Consider the following 18749-nt stretch of genomic DNA (forward strand, 5'->3'; position numbering starts at 1 on the left):
GTCAGAACTCTAACTCCGCGCTGAAGTAGAGCACTTGGCGATGGTCGTAGTTGTTGTCGGCCCAGGTGGTGGGCTGGTTGTCCAGGCGTTGTTGCAACATGCCGGCCAGTTCCACGTTGGCGTTGCCCAGGGCCATGCGCTTGGCGACCCGCAGGTCGACCCGTTCGAAGCGATAGCGGTTAAGGGCGTCGTCGCCATAGTAGAACAGGGCGCTGGACCAGCCTTGCCCCCATTCGCGCAACCAGCCGGCCGAACCGCTGTTGCGTGCGGTTTGCGCCTTGTCCAGCGGGTTGCTGGTGCTGGCGTCGACGTAAGCGTAGGTCAGCCGCAGGCGGTCGGCGTTGCTCATGCGCCAATCGAATTGGGATTCTGCGCCGGTAAAGCGCGAGCTGTTGGCGTTGCTGGCAATGTACTGATTGTTGCGCAGCGGCGAACTGATCATGTCGGTGATTTCGTCGTAGAACAGTTTCACGTCCATGTTCAGCCCGATGTCGGCAAAAAAGCCGTTATAGCCCAATTCGCGGGATTTCATCAGTTCTTTGTCGAGGTTGCCCGGACCGCGCGTGACCACGAAGTACTGCCCGGAATTCTGCCCGTAGGCCGGCGAGTCGAGGTTGGTGACGCGATAGCTCCAGTTGACGTTGTTCTCGAACATGTCCGGCGAACGGATCGCCTCGGAGTACACCGCGCGCAGGCCGTGGCGCGGGTTGATCAGGTAGTTGACTGCCACCCGCGGCGTCAGCGAGTTGCCGCTCAGGTGGGTGTCTTCGTACATGGCGCCGCCCTGCAGCAACCAGTGTTCGCTGGCGCGCCATTCAAGCTGGCCGAACAGGCGCCAGGTGGTGTCATCCAGAGTGCCGTTGAAATAGGTGTCGGAGTCGGCGCGGTCATAGCGATAGTTCATACCGCTGACCAGGCGCAGGCTGTCGGACAGGCTCAGGGTGTCCTGGATCTCCAGGTCGTAGCGGCTTTCGCGGGTGCTTTGGTCGATGTCGCCGCATACGCTCTGGCTGGCGCCGTTGCGCCATTGGTCCAATACTTGGTTGCCCAGTGCTTGTTCGTCGGCGCTGCCGGGAGGCGCAACACCTTGGCTGTAGGTGTCCATATGCCGGGCCAATCGCTCGGCATAATTGGGGTTGAGCTGCCACAGCCGGGTCAATTCCGGGCTGAACGACACCTTGGCGTCACAGGCTTTCCAGATCTGCCGGCGGTCCCATTGTTGGGCCGAGCCCTGGATATACAGGCTGTGTTCGGGATTGAAATCGAAATTCCAGCGCAGGGAGCCGGCATAGTCCTTGGCGGTAACGTCGGAATTGTTGCCGCCCTCGGTAATCCCGGCGAATACCGGCGTGTAGGTATAAGGACGCTGGTTGGTCCCTTCCTTGGCATTCAGTTGCCAGTCGATGCTCTGTAGTGTGTTCAGCGTCTGGCTCACCGCCAGGCTGAAGCGGTTGAGACGCCGGCCGTCACGACGGTCGGCGCCCACCGCGTTGCTGTCAAAGCCATCGTCCTGCTGCCCGGACATCGACAGGCGCAGGTCGCCGGTTTCCCAGCCTACGCCCTGGCTGGCATAGAAGTCGTTGATCCCGCGTTCGCCGCGTACCACTTTTACCCTTGAACCGTGGCTGTCGGCCGGTGAGCGCGTGAGGATATTCACCACAGCCATCAACGCATTGGCGCCGTAGCTGACGGTGTTGGGCCCGCGGAACACTTCGATGCGCTCGATGTCTTCCATGGCCACCGGAATATCGCTCCAGTCCACCGTGGCCAGGCCTGCGCGGTACACCGAGCGGCCGTCGATCAAGACCTGCATGCGTCGCGCATCGCTGGCATTGGTGCCGTGGTAGTTCACCGCCGCCTGGTTGCCGCTGGTGTAGCCGACCATCATGCCCGGCACCAGCCGCAGCAACTCAGCGATGTCCCGCGCGCCGCTGGCCTTGATCAGTTCGCTGTCGATCACGGTCATGCTGCCGGGCACGGCGGCGGCCGATTGTTTGAGGCGAGTGGCAGTCAGCACCTGTGGCAGCGGTTGGTTGTCGAGGAACAGGTCGTCGGCGAACACCGCGCCGCTGCACAACAGCATCAACCACAACGATGAACGGGGAGGAGGGCCCAAATACACGGCACGGCCTTGATAATTACGGATAGCCGACCATGTTAACCGAGGCCGGGCCATTTGCCAGTCGTCGCCTTTGCAATTACCCCGCGTCGCTATGGCATTTTCCGACAGGCGTGTGAATTGATACGGGGGCTGGCCGCAAGCGGGGGGCTCCGTATAATGCGGCCATCGCCACTGGTATGGATTAACGGATTGCATATGACTGAACAGCGCCCTATTGCGGTCCTGGGAGGCGGAAGTTTTGGTACCGCCGTGGCTAACCTGCTGGCTGAGAACGGTCATGCGGTGCGCCAGTGGATGCGCGATCCCGAACAGGCCGAGGCCATTCGCGTCCATCGAGAAAACCCTCGTTACCTTAAAGGCATCAAGATTCATCCGGCGGTCGAGCCGGTCACCGACTTGCAGGCGACCCTGGAGGCCTGCGAGCTGTGTTTCGTCGCGCTGCCTTCGAGTGCGTTGCGTTCGGTACTCGCGCCTCACGCCGAACGCCTGGCGGGCAAGCTGCTGGTCAGTTTGACCAAGGGCATCGAGGCGCACACCTTCAAGCTGATGAGCGAAATCCTCGAAGAGATCGCCCCGCAGGCGCGCATCGGCGTGCTGTCCGGGCCGAACCTGGCGCGGGAAGTGGCCGAACATGCGCTGACCGCCACCGTGATCGCCAGTGAAGATGAAGCACTGTGTGAGCGGGTCCAGGCCGTGCTGCATGGGCGCACCTTCCGCGTGTACGCCAGTGGCGATCGCTTCGGCGTCGAGCTGGGCGGTGCGCTGAAAAACGTCTACGCGATCATTGCCGGGATGGCGGTGGCGCTGGGCATGGGCGAGAACACCAAGAGCATGCTGATTACCCGCGCGCTGGCGGAAATGACCCGCTTCGCGGTGAGCCAGGGCGCCAACCCGATGACGTTCCTGGGCCTGGCGGGCGTGGGCGACCTGATCGTCACCTGCTCGTCGCCGAAAAGCCGTAACTATCAGGTCGGTTTCGCCCTCGGCCAGGGCCTGAGCCTGGAAGACGCCGTGGCGCGCCTGGGCGAAGTGGCCGAAGGGGTCAATACCCTCAAGGTGCTCAAGGCCAAGGCCCAGGAGGCCGGCGTGTACATGCCGCTGGTCGCCGGGTTGCACGCGATCCTGTTTGAAGGGCGCACCCTGAATCAGGTCATCGAGTTGCTGATGCGCGCCGAGCCGAAAACCGATGTCGACTTTATTTCCACCAGTGGTTTCAACTGAGGAACGCGTCATGAACGATCCGAAAGCAGCTCCCAAGTACGAGTCCATCGCCCTGCGCATCTTGTGGATGCTGGTGTTTGCCCTGGTGTGGCAAGTGGCGCAATTCCTGCTCGGTGCGTTGGTGGTGGTGCAACTGATTTACCGGTTGGTCTACGGCGCGCCGAACCTGGGCCTGATGAATTTTGGCGACAGCCTGAGCCAGTTCCTCGCGCAGATCGGCCGCTTCGGCAGTTTCCACACCGAGCAAAAGCCCTGGCCATTCGCCGACTGGCCGACGCCGCGTGCGCCGGAAGGCGAAGCCGCCCACAGCGTGCCGCCAGCACCGCACCCGGTGCGCGATGAAGAGCCAAAACTGTGAAACTGTGGATTTTGCGGCACGGTGAGGCCCAAGCGCATGCCCGCACCGATGCCGAGCGCGAGCTGACCGAGCATGGCCGCGCCGAAGTCTTGCGCAGCGCGGCGCACCTGATCGGCCAGCCCATCAGCGCGATCATTGCCAGCCCGTATGTACGGGCGCAGCAGACCGCGCAGTTGGTGCGTGAAGCGCTGGGCTTCGTGCCGGACATCCGCACCGTGCCCTGGCTGACACCGGACGGCAATCCGCAGCAGGTGCTGGAAAAGCTCGACACGGATGAGAATGTGCTGCTGGTCAGCCATCAGCCGCTGGTCGGCAGCCTGATCAGCTTTTTGCAGCATGGTCATCAGCGTCAACCGCTGCCGATGTACACCGCCAGCCTGGCGGAGTTGGAGGGGGAATGCCCGCTGGCGGGGCTGATGAGCCTGGTCAGTGTGAAACATCCGTAGGCGCTTTCACTGCTTTGTGTGTGCTATATAGTCAGCCGAGCAAGTGCTTGGTTGGCTATCATCGGACCACAAAGGAGCGCGTCCCATGCCCGTCGCTTTTCGTTTGCCGTTGCAGGTCTTCTTCGAACGTGAAGCGCGGCATCCGCGCAAACCCTTCCTGGTGCAGCCCGTCGGCGGCGACGAGGTACAGACCCTCACTTGGGCCGAGGTCGGCCACCAGGCCCGCTGCGCCGCGCATTGGCTGCGTGCGAGGGAACTGCCCCAGGGTTCGCACGTAGCCCTGATCTCGAAAAATTGCGCGCACTGGATCATCGCTGACCTGGCCATCTGGATGGCCGGGCATGTCTCGGTGCCGCTCTATCCCAACCTCACCGCCGATTCCGTCGCCCATGTGCTGAAGCACTCCGAGGCGGCGCTGGTGTTCATCGGCAAGCTCGATGACTGGCCCGCCATGGCGCCCGGGGTTCCGGCCGACGTGCCCACCATCGGCCTGCCGCTGTGTCCGGCGGGCGACTTGGATTTCAGCTGGGCCGAGCTGCAAGCCTGTTCACCGATCCAGGATCAGCCGCTACCTGCCGCGTCGGATCTGGCCACCATCATCTACACCTCCGGCACCACCGGCCTGCCCAAGGGCGTGATGCACAGCTTCGGCGCCCTGGGCTTTGCCGCCACCGGAGGCACCGAATTGTTCGGCCTGGGGGAGGGTGACCGGCTGCTGTCGTACCTGCCCTTGTGCCATGTGGCGGAGCGGATGTTTGTGGAATTGGCGGCGATCTATACCGGGCAAACCGTGTATTTCGCCGAAAGCCTTGAGACTTTTCTGCGGGACCTGCGTCGGGCACGGCCGACGGCGCTGTTCGGGGTGCCGCGTATCTGGACCAAATTCCAGATGGGCGTCTACGGCAAGATCCCGGCGACGCGCCTGGAGCGCCTGTTGCGGCTGCCCTTTATCGGCAAACGCGTGGGCCGCAAGGTGCTGGCCGGCCTGGGCCTGGACGCGTTACGCATTGCGCTGTCCGGCGCGGCGCCGGTGCCCGAAGCCTTGTTGCGCTGGTATCAGCGCCTGGGCCTGGATGTGCTGGAGGTGTACGGCATGACCGAGAGTTGCGGCTATTCCCATGTGTGTCGCCCCGGCCAGCAGACAATCGGCTGGATCGGCCTGCCATGCCCGGGCGTTGAAGTGCGTATCGACCCGCTCGGCGAAGTGCAGGTGCGCAGTGGCGCGACCATGCTCGGTTACTTCAAGGACCCGGAAAAAACCGCCGAAACCCTCACCCCGGACGGCTTCCTGCGCACCGGCGACAAGGGCGAGCAGGACGCCGAGGGCCGTCTGCGCCTGACCGGGCGCCTCAAGGAAATCTTCAAGACCAGCAAGGGCAAGTACGTGGCCCCGGCGCCAATCGAAAACCGCCTGGCCGAACATGCACGGATCGAACAGGTGTGTGTGGTCGGCGACGGCCTGCCTGCGCCGATGGGCCTGTGCGTGCTGTCGGCGGCGGGCCCGGCGGATGCGCGCCAGGCCTTGCACGGCAGCCTTGAACGCTGGCTGGAGCAGGTCAACGCGGCGTTGGACAAGCATGAGCGCCTGCGTCAATTGGTGGTGGTGAAAGACAGTTGGGCGGTGGAAAACGGCTTCCTGACACCGACCTTGAAGATCAGGCGCAATGTCATCGAATCGACCTACGGCCCACAGTTTCAGGTGTGGAGCGAGCGCACCGAAGTCATTCTGTGGCAGGATTAGGGCCATCATATAACCAATAGGGACAACGGTATGAGCCTGTGGCGCACCCAACCCAATATCGAACAACTCAACGCTCTGCAGAAAAACACCATCGGTGAAGTGCTGGACATTCGCTTCGAAAGTTTCGACGAAGAATCCCTGACCGCCAGCATGGTGGTCGATCAGCGTACCCATCAGCCCTACGGCCTGCTGCACGGCGGCGCGTCGGTCGTGCTGGCCGAAAGCGTCGGCTCCATGGCGGCCTACCTGTGCATCGATGCGAGCAAGTTCTATTGCGTCGGCCTCGAGGTCAATGCCAACCACCTGCGCGGGGTGCGCAGCGGGCGGGTGACGGCGGTGGCGAGGGCGATTCATATCGGCCGCACCACCCAGGTGTGGGACATCCGCCTGACCAACGATGATGGCAAGTCCAGCTGCGTCTCGCGCCTGACCATGGCCGTAGTGCCCCTGGGCGAGAACCCGCCGGCGCGATAGGCGTGGCGTGAGTGTCATCATTCCTGGCGGTTACGGTCATTGCCGTAACGGTCGGGCGTGGTGACAATCAATGTCTGTTTTTATAGATGGAACCGGTATGTCGCAGCACGTGTTTTTTGCCCACGCCAATGGCTTCCCTTCGGCTACCTACGGCAAGTTGTTTGCCGGCCTGGCCCCGGAATATACCGTCGCGCACCTGCCGCAGCACGGCCACGATCCACGGTTTCCGGTGGACGACAACTGGCAGAACCTGGTGGACGAACTGATCCACCATCTGCAACAGCAGCCCGAGCCGGTGTGGGGCGTGGGCCATTCCCTGGGCGGCGTGTTGCATTTGCACGCGGCCATGCGCTGCCCGCAGTTGTATCGCGGCGTGGTGATGCTCGACTCGCCGGTGCTGACCCGTGCCGACCGCTGGGTGATCCGCGCCGCCAAGCGCTTTGGTTTTATCGACCGCCTCACCCCGGCCGGGCGCACCCTGGGCCGCCGTGAAGAATTCGCCGACCTGGACGCCGCGCGCAGTTACTTCGCCGGCAAGACCCTGTTTCGCGGCTTCGACCCGGAATGCTTCGACGCTTACCTGCAACATGGCCTGTATCAGGTCGGCGATCGCCTGCGCCTGCGTTTCGATCCGGCCACTGAAATCAGTATCTACCGGGGCGTGCCCCATACCAGCCCGGGCCAGGTGCGCCAGTTGAAAGTGCCGCTGGCGGTGGTGCGCGGGCGCCAGAGCCGGGTGGTGATGCGCCACCACGCCAGCGGCGTCGGGCGCCTGCCCATGGGAGAAATGCTCACCATGCCCGGCGGCCACATGTTCCCCCTCGAACGCCCCCAGGACACCGCGATCTTGCTCAAGCAACTGTTCGCCCGTTGGGAAGCCCGCGAGCGCAGTTGCGCATGAGTACGCCGGTCGAAGAAGTGCGCCTGAGCCTGCCGCATATCGAATTGGCCGCGCATCTGTTCGGTCCCGAAGACGGTCTGCCGGTGATCGCCTTGCATGGCTGGCTGGACAACGCCAACAGCTTCGCGCGGTTGGCGCCGAAACTGCAGGGCATGCGTATCGTCGCCCTCGACATGGCCGGCCACGGGCATTCGGCGCATCGTCCGACGGGGGCCGGTTATGCCTTGTGGGATTACGTCCACGATGTGCTGCAGGTCGCCGAACAACTGGGCTGGAAACGTTTTGCATTACTTGGCCATTCCCTCGGCGCCATCGTCTCTCTGGTATTGGCCGGTGCCTTGCCGGAGCGGGTGACGCACCTGGGTTTGATCGACGGTGTGATCCCGCCGACCGCCTCCGGCGAGAACGCCGCCGAACGCCTGGGCATGGCGTTGCAGGCGCAATTGAACCTGCAGGGCAAGCGCAAGCCGGTCTACAGCAACCTTGATCGCGCCGTCGAAGCGCGGATGAAAGGGCTGGTGGCCGTCAGCCGCGAAGCTGCTGAACTGCTGGCCCAGCGCGGGTTGATGCCGGTGCCGGGCGGTTACACCTGGCGAACGGACAGCCGCTTGACCCTGGCATCGCCGATGCGTCTGACCGACGAGCAAGCCATGGCTTTCGTGCGCCGCGTAGGTTGTCCTACTCAACTGGTGGTCGCCGCTGACGGCATGCTGGCGAGACATCCCGAATTGCTTTCCCAGCTACCGTTTACCGTGACGACCCTGCCCGGTGGCCATCATTTGCACTTGAATGACGAGGCGGGCGCGGTCCTTGTTGCAGACTGTTTCAATCGGTTCTTCTCTGCACCTTGACTTGGCGCGGTCAACTGCCGAGGCTGGGCGGATTGAAAGGGAGTCAACCATGAACGATCTCAACACCGATCTTGAAACTGCTGCGACCTCCGATGGCCAGGGCTCAACTATCCGATGAGCGTGCGTAAAGGCTGTATCCGTGCCCTCGGGCTGTGTGTGTTCAGCCCGTTGGTGTTCGCCGCCGATGTTCCGGGTAGCCAGGACTTGCCCGCCGTGGCCCGTCAGGTCGACGCGCAAATCGTCGATTATCGTCCCGCCGAAGAAAAAGAGCGCATCTACCCCATGGGCGCGATCCGCAAGATCAGCGGCCAGTTGCGTTACGAAGCCCAGGCCACCGCGCGCGGCCAGGCCACCGCCATCACCTATGAACTGCCCGCCGAGCACACCTCCAGCGCTGCGTTCACCGCCACGCGCGAAGCGCTGCAGCAGCAGGGCGCGCAGCTGTTGTTCTGGTGCCAGGCCCGTGACTGCGGTGAAAGCAGCCTGTGGGCCAATGAAGTGTTCGGTAATGCCAAGTTGGTCGGCGCCGATGGCCAGCAGGAATACCTGCTGTTGCGTCTGGCCGCCCCGCAGGACAATTCCCTGGTGGCGTTGTACGGCATCACCCGCGGCAATCGCCGGGCTTACCTGCATGTCGAACAGATCGATGCCGACGCCCCGCTCGGGGAACTGCTGCCGACCTCCGCCACGCTGTTGCGCGAACTCAAAAGCACCGGTGAGCTGGATTTCCCGGCTTTGGGTGCAGACCCCGATGCCACCTGGTTGACCCTGATTTCTCGCGGTTTGAACCTCGACACCACCCTGCGTGTCAGTTTGACCGGCCCCCATGCCGAAGCGTGGCGCCAGGCCCTGATTGACAAGGGCGTGCGGGCCGCACGCCTGGAAACCGGTACCGAGCCAGCCAAAGGCCTGCACCTGCATCTGATACGCTGACCGAAACAGGGCGAACGGACCCGCGCCGTTCGCCTAAACTGACTGCCTTCAGCCTTTTCCTAGAGAAACTCCATGCTCAATAACGATCGCCTGCTGGTGCAAATCCTGCTGCTGGTGCTGTTCGGTGCCAGCTTCTGGGTGATGGCGCCGTTCTGGTCGGCGCTGTTCTGGGGGGCGGTGCTGGCGTTTGCCAGTTGGCCGCTGATGGTGTTGCTGACCCGCTGGCTGGGCGGCCGCGAATCCCTGGCCGCTGGCATCCTGACCTTGGGCTGGATGCTGCTGGTGGCGGTGCCGCTGGTATGGCTGGGGTTCAACCTCGCGGACCATGTGCGCGACGCGGTGACGTTGATCAAGGATATTCAGGTCGACGGTTTGCCGGCGGCGCCGGCCTGGTTGGGGTCGATTCCCTTTGTCGGAGAACGGCTGGTGGCGATGTGGGACAGCATCGACCAGCAGGGCGCGGCGCTGATGGTCAGCCTCAAGCCGTACCTGGGGCAGGTGGGCAACTGGCTGCTGGCGCGCAGCGCGCAGATCGGCGGCGGCATCCTGGAGCTGACCCTCAGCCTGGTGTTCGTGTTCTTTTTCTACCGTGACGGGCCGCGCCTGGCGATGTTCGTCCACCGCCTGCTGGAGCGCTTGATCGGCGAACGTGCCGGTTACTACATCGAACTGGTGGCCGGCACCGTGCAGCGCGTGGTCAATGGCGTGATCGGTACGGCCGCCGCCCAGGCCGTGCTCGCGCTGATCGGCTTCCTGATCGCCGGGGTGCCGGGCGCGCTGGTGCTGGGTATCGTCACGTTCCTGCTCAGCCTGATCCCCATGGGGCCGCCGCTGGTGTGGATTCCGGCCACGGCCTGGCTGGCGTGGAAGGGCGATTACACCTACGCAGTGTTCCTCGGCGTGTGGGGCACGTTCATCATCAGCGGCGTGGACAACGTGCTCAAGCCGTACCTGATCAGCCGTGGCGGTAACCTGCCGCTGGTGATCGTGTTGCTCGGGGTATTCGGCGGCCTGATCGCGTTTGGCTTCATCGGCCTGTTTATCGGCCCGACCTTGCTCGCCGTGGCGTACAGCCTGCTGATGGATTGGAGCGCGACCCAGGCCCAGAGCCGCCGCGAAGACGAACCGCTGTAGCTGAGTGGCCAAGATTTATGGGGGAGCTGGCCGGCGTTGGCCGTCAGGCGCGGGGCAACCACATCACGGCGGTCAACCCGCCGCCCGGGGTTTCCTCCAGGCTCAACCGTCCGCCCAGGCGTTCCACCGCGTCCTTGGCGATGGTCATGCCCAGGCCCACGCCGCCGGAGTTGCGGTTGCGCGAGCCTTCCAGCCGATAGAACGGTTCGAACACCGCCTCGCGCTTGTCGGCGGCAATCCCGGGGCCGTGGTCAATCACGCGGATGGTCAGGGCCTCGCGGCTGTCCTCCAGTTCCACGCGCGCGCTGCCGGCGTAGCGCAAGGCGTTGTCGATCAGGTTGTTGAGGCATGAACGCAACGCCATCGGCTGCACCTGCAAAGGCGCACAGGTGCCGGCACATTGCACATTGGAACCTTGGTCCTGGGCGTTCTCACTGATCGACTCCACCAGCGCCTGCACATCCAGCCAGTGCCGGCTTTCGCTGGTGCGTTGTTCGTGCAGGTAGCTCAAGGTGGCGTCGAGCATGCCGATCATGTCGTTCAGGTCCTGGCGCATCTGGCCTTGCAGCTTGGCGTCTTCGATCTGCTCCAGGCGCAGCTTGAGGCGCGACAGCGGGGTGCGCAGGTCATGGGAGACCGCGCCGAGCATGCGCGCGCGCTGACCGACTTGTTCGCGAATACGTTTTTGCATCAGGTTGAAGGTTGACGCGGCCTGCTGGGCTTCGCGGGGGCCCGATTCGTCGAGAGGCGGGCTGTCGAGGTCCAGGCTCAAGCGCTCGGCGGCCTCACTCAGGCGCTGGATCGGCCGGCTCAACAATTTGGCGCCATACCAGGCGGCGATGATCAACGAGAAAAACTGAAACGTCAGCGGCACCACCGGGCCGCCAAACCATGGGCGAGGGCGTTTAGGCAGCGGCCTCATCGTGCCGTCCGGTTGCTCGACGAAGGTGTCCTTGCGCGGTGGCGGAGGCGGGTCATAGTGGTGGAACCAGAAAAATGCCAACGCATGGGCCAGTACAATCGCCAACAGCAACACTCCGAACAAGCGGCCGAACAGCGTGTTGAGGGCGTTGCGCATCAGCCGATATCCCGTGCGTCGAACAGATAGCCTTCACCGCGCACGGTCTTGATCAACTGCGGTGCTTTGGGGTCATCGCCCAGCTTCTGGCGCAGGCGCGAGACCAGCAGGTCAATGCTGCGATCGAAGGCCTCGATGGAACGACCGCGGGCCGCATCCAGCAACTGTTCGCGGCTCAACACCCGGCGCGGCCGCTCGATAAACACCCACAGCAGGCGGAACTCGGCGTTGGACAGCGGCACCACCAGGCCATCGTCGGCCACCAATTGGCGCAACACGCTGTTGAGCCGCCAGTTATCGAAGCGGATATTGGCGCGCTGCTCGGTGCGGTCGTCGCGCACCCGGCGCAGGATGGTCTGGATGCGCGCCACCAATTCACGCGGCTCGAACGGCTTGGACATATAGTCGTCGGCGCCCAGTTCCAGGCCGATGATGCGGTCGGTGGGTTCGCAGCGGGCGGTGAGCATCAGGATCGGAATGTCCGACTCGGCGCGTAGCCAGCGGCACAGTGACAGGCCGTCTTCGCCCGGCAGCATCAGGTCGAGCACCACCACATCAAAGGTTTCGGCTTGCATCGCCACGCGCATCGCGGTGCCGTCGGTGACGCCGGTGGCGAGAATATTGAAGCGCGCCAGGTAGTCGATCAGCAGTTCGCGGATCGGCACATCGTCGTCGACAATCAGCGCGCGGGTGTTCCAGCGCTTTTCATCGGCGCTCACCGCGTTTTTTTGCTCGTCGTTCAGCGGGACGGAAGTATGCATAGTGCGATCATCTGCCTGGTGGTAGCGGTCAGCATAGGCGCCCAGCCCCATGGCTGGTAGTGCTGGTCGGTGGGTCGTGCGGGCGAGGCTAGCGGTAGGGCGTGTTGAGGGCATGTCGTGAATGTATCTGCTTTGATACAAATAGCCGAAAGGTCCGCCTGAGTGCGCTTGGTCAGTATTTACCGATCATCGGATCCCGCAACGGCGTCGCTTGCGCTACAATCCGCGCCGATTTCGACTTGCCTGAGAGCCCATTCCAATGTCCGTCTGCCAGACTCCTATCATCGTCGCCCTGGATTACCCCACCCGTGACGCCGCACTGAAGCTGGCTGACCAGTTGGACCCGAAGCTGTGTCGGGTCAAGGTCGGCAAGGAACTGTTCACCAGTTGCGCCGCGGACATCGTCGGCACGCTGCGTGACAAAGGTTTCGAGGTGTTCCTCGACCTGAAATTCCACGACATCCCCAACACCACCGCGATGGCGGTCAAGGCTGCCGCCGAAATGGGCGTGTGGATGGTCAATGTACACTGCTCCGGCGGCCTGCGCATGATGGCCGCCTGCCGTGAAGTGTTGGAACAGCGCAGCGGCCCTAAACCCTTGCTGATCGGTGTGACCGTGCTGACCAGCATGGAGCGCGAAGACCTGGCCGCGATCGGCCTGGATATCGAACCTCAGGAGCAAGTGCTGCGCTTGGCGGCCCTGGCGCAAAAAGCCGGCCTCGATGGCCTGGTCTGTTCGGCGCTGGAAGCCCGGGCGCTCAAGACCGCCCACCCGTCGCTGCAATTGGTCACCCCGGGGATTCGCCCGGCGGGCAGCGCCCAGGATGACCAGCGCCGTATCCTCACGCCGCGTCAGGCCCTGGACGCCGGCTCGGACTACCTGGTGATCGGCCGCCCGATCAGCCAGGCGGCGGACCCGGCCAAGGCATTGGCGGCAGTCGTCGCCGAGATCGCCTGATCGATCACCGATCAACCATGTGGGAGGGAGCAAGCCCCCTCCCACATTGACATCTGCTGTGTATCAGCTGACTTTGAGCACCAGCTTGCCGAAGTTCTCCCCGTTGAACAGCTTCATCAGCGTCTCCGGGAACGTCTCCAGTCCCTCCACAATGTCTTCCTTGCTCTTGAGCTTGCCCTGCGCCATCCAGCCGGCCATTTCCTGCCCGGCGGCGGCAAAGTTCGCCGCGTGATCCATCACCACGAAGCCTTCCATGCGTGCGCGATTGACCAGCAATGACAGGTAGTTGGCCGGGCCTTTTACCGCGTCCTTGTTGTTGTACTGGCTGATCGCACCGCAGATCACTACGCGGGCTTTGAATGCCAGGCGGCTGAGCACGGCGTCGAGAATGTCGCCGCCGACGTTATCGAAATACACATCCACGCCCTTGGGGCACTCGCGCTTGAGCGCGGTGGGCAGGTCTTCGTGTTTGTAATCGATGGCGGCGTCGAAGCCCAGTTCATCCACCAGGAATTTGCACTTGTCGGCGCCACCGGCAATACCCACCACACGGCAGCCTTTGATCTTGGCGATCTGCCCGGCAATGCTGCCCACCGCCCCGGCCGCGCCGGAAATCACCACGGTTTCGCCGGCCTTGGGTGCGCCGGTCTCGAGCAGGGCGAAGTAGGCGGTCATGCCGGTCATGCCCAGCGCCGACAGGTAGCGCGGCAGGGGCGCAAGCGTGGGGTCGACCTTGTAGAAACCACGCGGCTCGCCGAGGAAGTAATCCTGCACCCCCAGGGCGCCGTTCACGTAGTCCCCGACGGCGAATTTAGGGGTGTTCGAGGCGATTACCTTGCCTACACCCAGCGCCCGCATCACTTCGCCGATGCCGACGGGCGGAATGTAGGATTTGCCCTCATTCATCCAGCCGCGCATGGCCGGGTCGAGGGACAGGTATTCGTTGCGCACCAGCACCTGCCCATCCTGTGGCGTGCCCACCGGCACTTCCTGGTAGGTGAAGGTCTCCCGCGTGGCCGCGCCGACCGGGCGTTTGGCGAGCAGGAACTGGCGGTTGGTCTGGGCAGTCATGGCAAGGACTCTTGAGAAATGAAGCCTGATTGATAGACCCATAATGGCCTGCGAGCAAGGTCGGCCGAGGACTGCGAATGCTTGGCGATAGGCTTCGATGATAGTCAGCCGGGCGGTCTTATCATTGTGATTCATGCAGCGCTAACCGGCCTTCTGATAGTGCTGACGCGCCCGTGTCGGGCTTGGCTAGACTCGGCCCACGGCTATCTCTCCCATAGGACATCCCCCATGAGCATGACGTTTTCCGGCCAGGTCGCCCTGGTCACCGGCGCCGCCGCCGGTATTGGCCGCGCCACCGCGCTGGCGTTTGCCGCCGAAGGTTTGAAGGTAGTGGTTGCCGACCTCGACGTAGCGGGCGGCGAAGGCACTGTCGCGCTGATCCGCGAGGCCGGTGGCGAGGCGCAGTTCGTGCGCTGCAACGTCACCCTGGAAGCCGATGTGCAGCAATTGATGGCGCAGACCGTCGCCGCGTATGGCCGCCTGGACTACGCCTTTAACAACGCCGGGATCGAGATCGAGAAAGGCAAGTTGGCGGACGGCACCCTCGATGAGTTCGACGCGATCATGGGCGTCAACGTCAAGGGCGTGTGGTTGTGCATGAAGTACCAATTGCCGTTGCTGCTGGCCCAGGGCGCTGGTGCGATCGTCAACACCGCGTCGGTGGCGGGGCTGGGCGCCGCGCCGAAGATGAGCATCTATGCCGCGTCCAAGCACGCGGTGATCGGCCTGACCAAATCGGCGGCCATCGAGTACGCGAAAAAGAACATCCGCGTCAACGCGGTATGCCCGGCCGTGATCGACACCGACATGTTCCGCCGTGCCTATGAAGCTGACCCGCGCAAAGCCGAATTCGCCGCGGCCATGCACCCGGTCGGGCGCATCGGCAAGGTCGAGGAAATTGCCAGTGCGGTGTTGTACCTGTGCAGTGACGGTGCGGCGTTCACCACCGGCCACGCCCTGGCGGTGGACGGCGGCGCCACCGCGATCTAGGACTCCAAGCCGCACCTCATTCGAAAAAGTTTGAGGTGCTGTGGGGCATTTCCATAGCTGGCAAAACGCCGTGATCCAATGTGTATCAGGAGGTAAATAAGTCAATAAAATCAATACTTTAGTTACTGTTGGCGACCGGTTGGAGCGGGCTTCTGTGCTTAACTGTTTTGGGTTGAATAACAGATAGTTAAGTGAGTGGCTCATGGATTTAGGGATCGATCGACAAGCCCTTGTACCGGTGGTGCAGCAAATCGTCAGCGCGGTGGCGGAATGGATTCGCAAGAGCGGGGTCAGCCCCGGTACACGCTTGCCGTCCATCCGCCAACTGGCCCTCGACAACCTGCTCAGCCAGTCCAGCGTGATCGAGGCATTCGAGCGCATGGAGGCCCAGGGCCTGCTGACCTCGAAGCAGGGCTCCGGGTTTGTGGTGGCGCAGCCGCCAGTGGCTCAGGAACGCCACTGGTATGAAGGCGCGGAGCGAGAGTGGGGCGCTTTCACCGACAGCCCGTTGGGCGAGTTGAAACTCGGCTGCGGTTGGCTGCCGGACGCCTGGCGCGAAAGCGATGACATCAGCTACGCGATCCGCGAAGTCAGCCGCATCGATACCGGCGGCCTGTTCAACTACAGCACGCCACTGGGGCTGCCGGCGCTGCGCGAGCAACTGCTCAAGCGCCTGACCCAGATTCACGTGGCCACCAGCCTCGACCGCATTCTCACCACCCATGGCGCCAGCCATGCCCAGGACCTGCTGATCCGCACCTTGCTCAAGGCCGGCGACACGGTGGTCGTGGAAACCCCCGGTTATGGCAACCTCTTTCGTCAGTTGGCCTTCCACGGCGTCACGCTGCTGGAAGTGCCGCGTACCCAGGGCGGCCCGGACGTCCCGGCGCTGGAAGCCCTGCTGCGTCGCCATCGTCCCAAGTGCCTGTTTATCAACAGCCTGTATCACAACCCCACCGGCACCAGCCTGTGCCGCAAGGTGGCCGAGCGTTTGCTGGCGCTGGCGCACAGCGAAGACTTTCTGATCATCGAAGAAGATGTCTACGCCGACCTGCAACACGCCAGTTGCACGCGGCTCTCGGCGCTGCCCCATGATGACCGGGTGATCTATGTCTCGAGTTTTTCCAAGACCCTCAGCAGTGCCCTGCGCGTCGGCTACCTCAGCGCCAGTTCGCCGATCATTGCGCAATTGGTACACCTCAAGACACTCACCGGCATCGGCACCTCGCGTTTTGCCGAAGCGGTGATGGCCACGTTGCTGGCCAACGGCACCTATCGCAAATGGGTGCAGCGCCTGCGCAAACGCCTGAACGCGCAAATGGCCGCGACCTTGCAGGTGCTGGAGGATGAGGAATGGCAGGTGTTCGCCGTGCCCGCCGGCGGCATGTTTGTCTGGGCGCGGCCTCGCATGGCCGACCGTTCACGCTTGCAGGCGTGTGCGCGGCAACTCGGCGTGTTGATGTCGCCGGGGGCGCTGTTCAGCCCCACGGGTGAACACAGCGAGTGGCAGCGCATCAATGTGGCCTATGCTGCTGATCAGCGGGCCCTGGCGTTGTTCCGCGCCGCGGGGCCTGCCAGATCGACCTCGACCATTCTGAAAACGACGAGTGTGTAGCTTTTTGCCATTATTGTGGCGCCAACGACTTGTGTTCAGGGCCTTGGGGTTGCGAATCTCGCTGCTGGGAAACCGGACTTGATGGCATCCGCCATTGCAAGAGGATTCAAGTGCAATGATTTCGGCCGTGCAACGACGTTTCGCCAACCTCGGTATGGCGAAAAAACTGGGTTTGGGCTTCAGCCTGGTGCTGCTGTTGACTGCGTTGGTCGCAGCGATTGGCGTGTGGTCCCTGCAAACCGTTGGCCTGCGTTTCGAGGGCCTCAAGAGCATGTCTTCGCTCAACAGCGGGCTGCTCAAGGTGCGTTTGATCGAGCAGGACTACGCGCTGCACGCCGACCCCAAGTCCGTCGACGCCCTGCATGAGCAAGTCGACGCCTTGGCCGCCCTGGCCGCCAGCCTCAAGGCCGAGTCTGCGACCAACGTGCCGTTGATGACCGAGGTCGAACAGGCCCTGGCGGCTTACCGCAAGGCGTTCGATGAGTTCGTCGAACTGACCCAGACCAAGGACCTGGCACTGGAAATGGCCAGTTGGTCGGTGTCCAGCGTGGCCAATAACCTCGATGTGTTGCAGGCCGGCCTGGCCGACGATGGCGCCTATGGCCTCAAGGAAAGCCAGGGCAAGGAGGGCGCCGAGTTTATCGAGCAGGCGGGGCAGGTCAGCCAGGTTTCGCGGTTGATGCTGCAAGCCATGAACGAGGCCCATGTGCGCCTCGATCAGAGCCGCAAAGGGCAGGAAGACAACGCCGAACAAGGCAAGATCGAACAGGCCGAGCAGGCGCTGGCCCAGGTCGAATTACTGAAGACCTCGGTCAAGGACGCCGGTTACCAGACGGTGCTCAATGAGGTCGGCGGGCATATCGCTGCGTTCAATGAAAAGCTCGGCGAATACACCGGCCTGCTGGCCCAGGAAAAAGTGGTCTACAAACAATTGCATGATCGCGCCGACCAAGTGGTCGGCCGCGTCGACCAGGCGTATGCCGCCGAAGATCAGTCGATGCAGGCGCAGTTGAAGAAAAGCGCGCTGCTGATTATCGGCTCCTCGGCCCTGGCGCTGTTGATGGGCTTGATTGCGGCCTGGGTGATTACCCGGTTGATCGTCGCGCCGCTGCGCCGGGTGATCGCGGTGGCCCAGCAGATCGCAGCCGGCGATTTGAGTGGGCGCATGGACGTCAGCCGCCGCGATGAAATCGGCCAGTTGATGCAGGCGATGCAACAGATGGGCAGCGGCTTGAGCGATATGGTCAGCAGGCTGCAAGCGGGCATCGAGCAATTGGCCAGTTCGGCGCATTCGCTGTCCAGCGTCACCGAGCAGACCAACATCGAGGTCAGCAGCCAGAAGGAAGAAACCGAGCAGGTCGCCACGGCGATGAACCAGATGACCGCCACGGTCCACGATGTGGCGCGCAACGCCGAAGAGGCCGCACAGGCTGCGCAGACCGCCGATGACAAAGTCGACAGCGGCCAGCAGGTGGTGCGCCAGAGTTTGCAGCGCATCGAACAGCTGGCCACGTCCAGCACCAGCGCGAGCGCCAGCATCGACAGCCTCAGCAGCGAAATCCAGAACATCGGCAGCGTGTTGAGCGTGATCAAAAGCGTGGCCGAACAGACCAACCTGCTGGCGCTCAACGCAGCCATCGAGGCCGCGCGCGCCGGTGAGCAAGGCCGTGGTTTTGCGGTGGTGGCCGATGAAGTGCGGGCGCTGGCCAAGCGCACCCAGCAATCGACCGAGGAGATCGAGCGCCTGGTCGGCACCTTGCGCAGCGCGGCGCAAGCGTCGGTGCAGCAGATCCAGCAGAGCGGCGAGTTGGTGAAGCTGGCCGTCAGCGATGCGCTGGAAACCGAAAGCGCGCTGGGCAGCATTGCGGTCGCGGTGTCATTGATCCAACAAATGAATCAGCAGATTGCGGCGGCGGCCGAGCAACAGAGCTCGGTGGCCGAAGAGATCAACCGCAGCGTCACCAGCATTCGCGCGAGTGCCGATCAATCGGCGTTGAGCATGCAAGGCAATGCCGCGTCGAGTATTGCGCTGGCGCGGTTGGGCGCGGAACTCAAGGGCATGGTGGGGCACTTCCGCCTTTGATCGCCGCCGCCG

17 protein-coding genes and 1 pseudogene are annotated in these 18749 nt (G+C 63.3%); 14 read left to right on the top strand and 4 right to left on the bottom strand.

Annotation, left to right across the window (positions count from 1 at the left end; translation table 11 throughout):
• Position 1: 1 nt before the first annotated feature.
• Positions 2 to 2122 carry a TonB-dependent receptor plug domain-containing protein gene (locus LQ249_RS10355; protein ID WP_332840619.1) on the bottom strand — a complete coding sequence of 707 codons (2121 nt, stop codon included), beginning with the start codon at positions 2120 to 2122 and terminating at the stop codon, positions 2 to 4.
• A gap of 195 nt (positions 2123 to 2317) precedes the next feature.
• On the opposite strand from LQ249_RS10355, the gene LQ249_RS10360 reads away from it, so the two are divergent.
• The 9 genes from LQ249_RS10360 (at position 2318) to LQ249_RS10400 (ending at position 10181) form a co-directional block, all read left to right on the top strand.
• A complete protein-coding gene (locus LQ249_RS10360) occupies positions 2318 to 3343 on the top strand; it encodes an NAD(P)H-dependent glycerol-3-phosphate dehydrogenase (RefSeq protein ID WP_017846784.1) in 1026 nt (341 codons plus the stop codon).
• A 10-nt stretch (positions 3344 to 3353) separates the two neighbouring features.
• Entirely contained in the window at positions 3354 to 3701 is a 348-nt protein-coding gene (locus LQ249_RS10365) for a DUF4389 domain-containing protein (RefSeq protein WP_017846785.1), read from the top strand.
• Complete coding sequence (gene sixA, locus LQ249_RS10370; protein ID WP_057003702.1) at positions 3698 to 4147, top strand: phosphohistidine phosphatase SixA; 450 nt, start codon at positions 3698 to 3700, stop codon at positions 4145 to 4147. Before LQ249_RS10365 ends, sixA begins: the two co-directional genes overlap by 4 nt.
• 85 nt (positions 4148 to 4232) lie before the next feature.
• Positions 4233 to 5888 (top strand): AMP-binding protein, encoded by a 1656-nt coding sequence (locus LQ249_RS10375; protein ID WP_177030007.1) that lies wholly within the window; start codon positions 4233 to 4235, stop codon positions 5886 to 5888.
• A gap of 30 nt (positions 5889 to 5918) precedes the next feature.
• Complete coding sequence (locus LQ249_RS10380) at positions 5919 to 6362, top strand: hotdog fold thioesterase (protein WP_017846788.1); 444 nt, start codon at positions 5919 to 5921, stop codon at positions 6360 to 6362.
• Between the two features lie 97 nt (positions 6363 to 6459).
• A complete protein-coding gene (locus LQ249_RS10385; RefSeq protein WP_057003701.1) occupies positions 6460 to 7263 on the top strand; it encodes an alpha/beta fold hydrolase in 804 nt (267 codons plus the stop codon).
• Positions 7260 to 8114 (top strand): alpha/beta hydrolase, encoded by an 855-nt coding sequence (locus LQ249_RS10390; RefSeq protein ID WP_057003700.1) that lies wholly within the window; start codon positions 7260 to 7262, stop codon positions 8112 to 8114. Before LQ249_RS10385 ends, LQ249_RS10390 begins: the two co-directional genes overlap by 4 nt.
• Positions 8115 to 8228: 114 nt before the next feature.
• Entirely contained in the window at positions 8229 to 9047 is an 819-nt protein-coding gene (locus LQ249_RS10395; protein WP_057003699.1) for a DUF4892 domain-containing protein, read from the top strand.
• Between the two features lie 72 nt (positions 9048 to 9119).
• Positions 9120 to 10181: an AI-2E family transporter gene (locus LQ249_RS10400; protein ID WP_046384183.1), complete on the top strand. Its 1062-nt coding sequence runs from the start codon at positions 9120 to 9122 to the stop codon at positions 10179 to 10181.
• Between the two features lie 43 nt (positions 10182 to 10224).
• On the opposite strand, the gene LQ249_RS10405 is transcribed toward LQ249_RS10400, so the two are convergent.
• Both LQ249_RS10405 and LQ249_RS10410 read right to left on the bottom strand, forming a co-directional pair.
• Complete coding sequence (locus LQ249_RS10405) at positions 10225 to 11259, bottom strand: sensor histidine kinase (protein WP_046384182.1); 1035 nt, start codon at positions 11257 to 11259, stop codon at positions 10225 to 10227.
• Positions 11259 to 12020, bottom strand: a complete 762-nt coding sequence (locus tag LQ249_RS10410) for a response regulator (RefSeq protein ID WP_046385333.1) — start codon at positions 12018 to 12020, stop codon at positions 11259 to 11261. The genes LQ249_RS10405 and LQ249_RS10410 overlap by 1 nt, the downstream gene beginning before the upstream one ends.
• Before the next feature lie 259 nt (positions 12021 to 12279).
• Here LQ249_RS10410 and pyrF point away from each other — a divergent pair, with 259 nt between their 5' ends.
• Positions 12280 to 12978, top strand: coding sequence for an orotidine-5'-phosphate decarboxylase (gene pyrF / locus LQ249_RS10415; protein WP_017846795.1), 699 nt, complete (start codon positions 12280 to 12282; stop codon positions 12976 to 12978).
• 63 nt (positions 12979 to 13041) lie between these two features.
• Here pyrF and LQ249_RS10420 read toward each other — a convergent pair whose 3' ends face one another.
• Positions 13042 to 14049: an NADP-dependent oxidoreductase gene (locus LQ249_RS10420; protein ID WP_126587887.1), complete on the bottom strand. Its 1008-nt coding sequence runs from the start codon at positions 14047 to 14049 to the stop codon at positions 13042 to 13044.
• 228 nt (positions 14050 to 14277) lie between these two features.
• On the opposite strand from LQ249_RS10420, the gene LQ249_RS10425 reads away from it, so the two are divergent.
• The 4 genes and pseudogenes from LQ249_RS10425 to LQ249_RS31730 all read left to right on the top strand — a co-directional run bounded on the left by LQ249_RS10425 (position 14278) and on the right by LQ249_RS31730 (position 18737).
• Positions 14278 to 15039: an SDR family oxidoreductase gene (locus LQ249_RS10425; RefSeq protein ID WP_057003697.1), complete on the top strand. Its 762-nt coding sequence runs from the start codon at positions 14278 to 14280 to the stop codon at positions 15037 to 15039.
• 202 nt (positions 15040 to 15241) lie between these two features.
• A complete protein-coding gene (locus LQ249_RS10430) occupies positions 15242 to 16654 on the top strand; it encodes an aminotransferase-like domain-containing protein (protein ID WP_057003696.1) in 1413 nt (470 codons plus the stop codon).
• Between the two features lie 1060 nt (positions 16655 to 17714).
• Positions 17715 to 17876 (top strand): annotated as a pseudogene (locus LQ249_RS31725) (HAMP domain-containing protein); the annotation flags it as partial.
• An 18-nt stretch (positions 17877 to 17894) separates the two neighbouring features.
• The gene (locus LQ249_RS31730; RefSeq protein WP_371928132.1) at positions 17895 to 18737 is read left to right on the top strand and encodes a methyl-accepting chemotaxis protein; all 843 of its coding nucleotides are present in this window, start codon (positions 17895 to 17897) and stop codon (positions 18735 to 18737) included.
• Positions 18738 to 18749 lie beyond the last annotated feature (12 nt).

It is taken from the genome of Pseudomonas sp. 7-41 (assembly GCF_021233075.1).
Classification (GTDB): domain Bacteria; phylum Pseudomonadota; class Gammaproteobacteria; order Pseudomonadales; family Pseudomonadaceae; genus Aquipseudomonas; species Aquipseudomonas veronii.

Coding starts and splice junctions, on each gene's coding strand:
- LQ249_RS10400 (WP_046384183.1), top strand. CDS start 9,120: ATGCTCAATAACGATCGCCTGCTGGTGCAAATCCTGCTGCTGGTGCTG.
- LQ249_RS10395 (WP_057003699.1), top strand. CDS start 8,229: ATGAGCGTGCGTAAAGGCTGTATCCGTGCCCTCGGGCTGTGTGTGTTC.
- LQ249_RS10410 (WP_046385333.1), bottom strand. CDS start 12,020: ATGCATACTTCCGTCCCGCTGAACGACGAGCAAAAAAACGCGGTGAGC.
- pyrF (WP_017846795.1), top strand. CDS start 12,280: ATGTCCGTCTGCCAGACTCCTATCATCGTCGCCCTGGATTACCCCACC.
- LQ249_RS31730 (WP_371928132.1), top strand. CDS start 17,895: ATGGTCAGCAGGCTGCAAGCGGGCATCGAGCAATTGGCCAGTTCGGCG.
- LQ249_RS10385 (WP_057003701.1), top strand. CDS start 6,460: ATGTCGCAGCACGTGTTTTTTGCCCACGCCAATGGCTTCCCTTCGGCT.
- LQ249_RS10390 (WP_057003700.1), top strand. CDS start 7,260: ATGAGTACGCCGGTCGAAGAAGTGCGCCTGAGCCTGCCGCATATCGAA.
- LQ249_RS10430 (WP_057003696.1), top strand. CDS start 15,242: ATGGATTTAGGGATCGATCGACAAGCCCTTGTACCGGTGGTGCAGCAA.
- LQ249_RS10375 (WP_177030007.1), top strand. CDS start 4,233: ATGCCCGTCGCTTTTCGTTTGCCGTTGCAGGTCTTCTTCGAACGTGAA.
- LQ249_RS10360 (WP_017846784.1), top strand. CDS start 2,318: ATGACTGAACAGCGCCCTATTGCGGTCCTGGGAGGCGGAAGTTTTGGT.
- LQ249_RS10380 (WP_017846788.1), top strand. CDS start 5,919: ATGAGCCTGTGGCGCACCCAACCCAATATCGAACAACTCAACGCTCTG.
- LQ249_RS10405 (WP_046384182.1), bottom strand. CDS start 11,259: ATGCGCAACGCCCTCAACACGCTGTTCGGCCGCTTGTTCGGAGTGTTG.
- LQ249_RS10365 (WP_017846785.1), top strand. CDS start 3,354: ATGAACGATCCGAAAGCAGCTCCCAAGTACGAGTCCATCGCCCTGCGC.
- LQ249_RS10420 (WP_126587887.1), bottom strand. CDS start 14,049: ATGACTGCCCAGACCAACCGCCAGTTCCTGCTCGCCAAACGCCCGGTC.
- LQ249_RS10425 (WP_057003697.1), top strand. CDS start 14,278: ATGAGCATGACGTTTTCCGGCCAGGTCGCCCTGGTCACCGGCGCCGCC.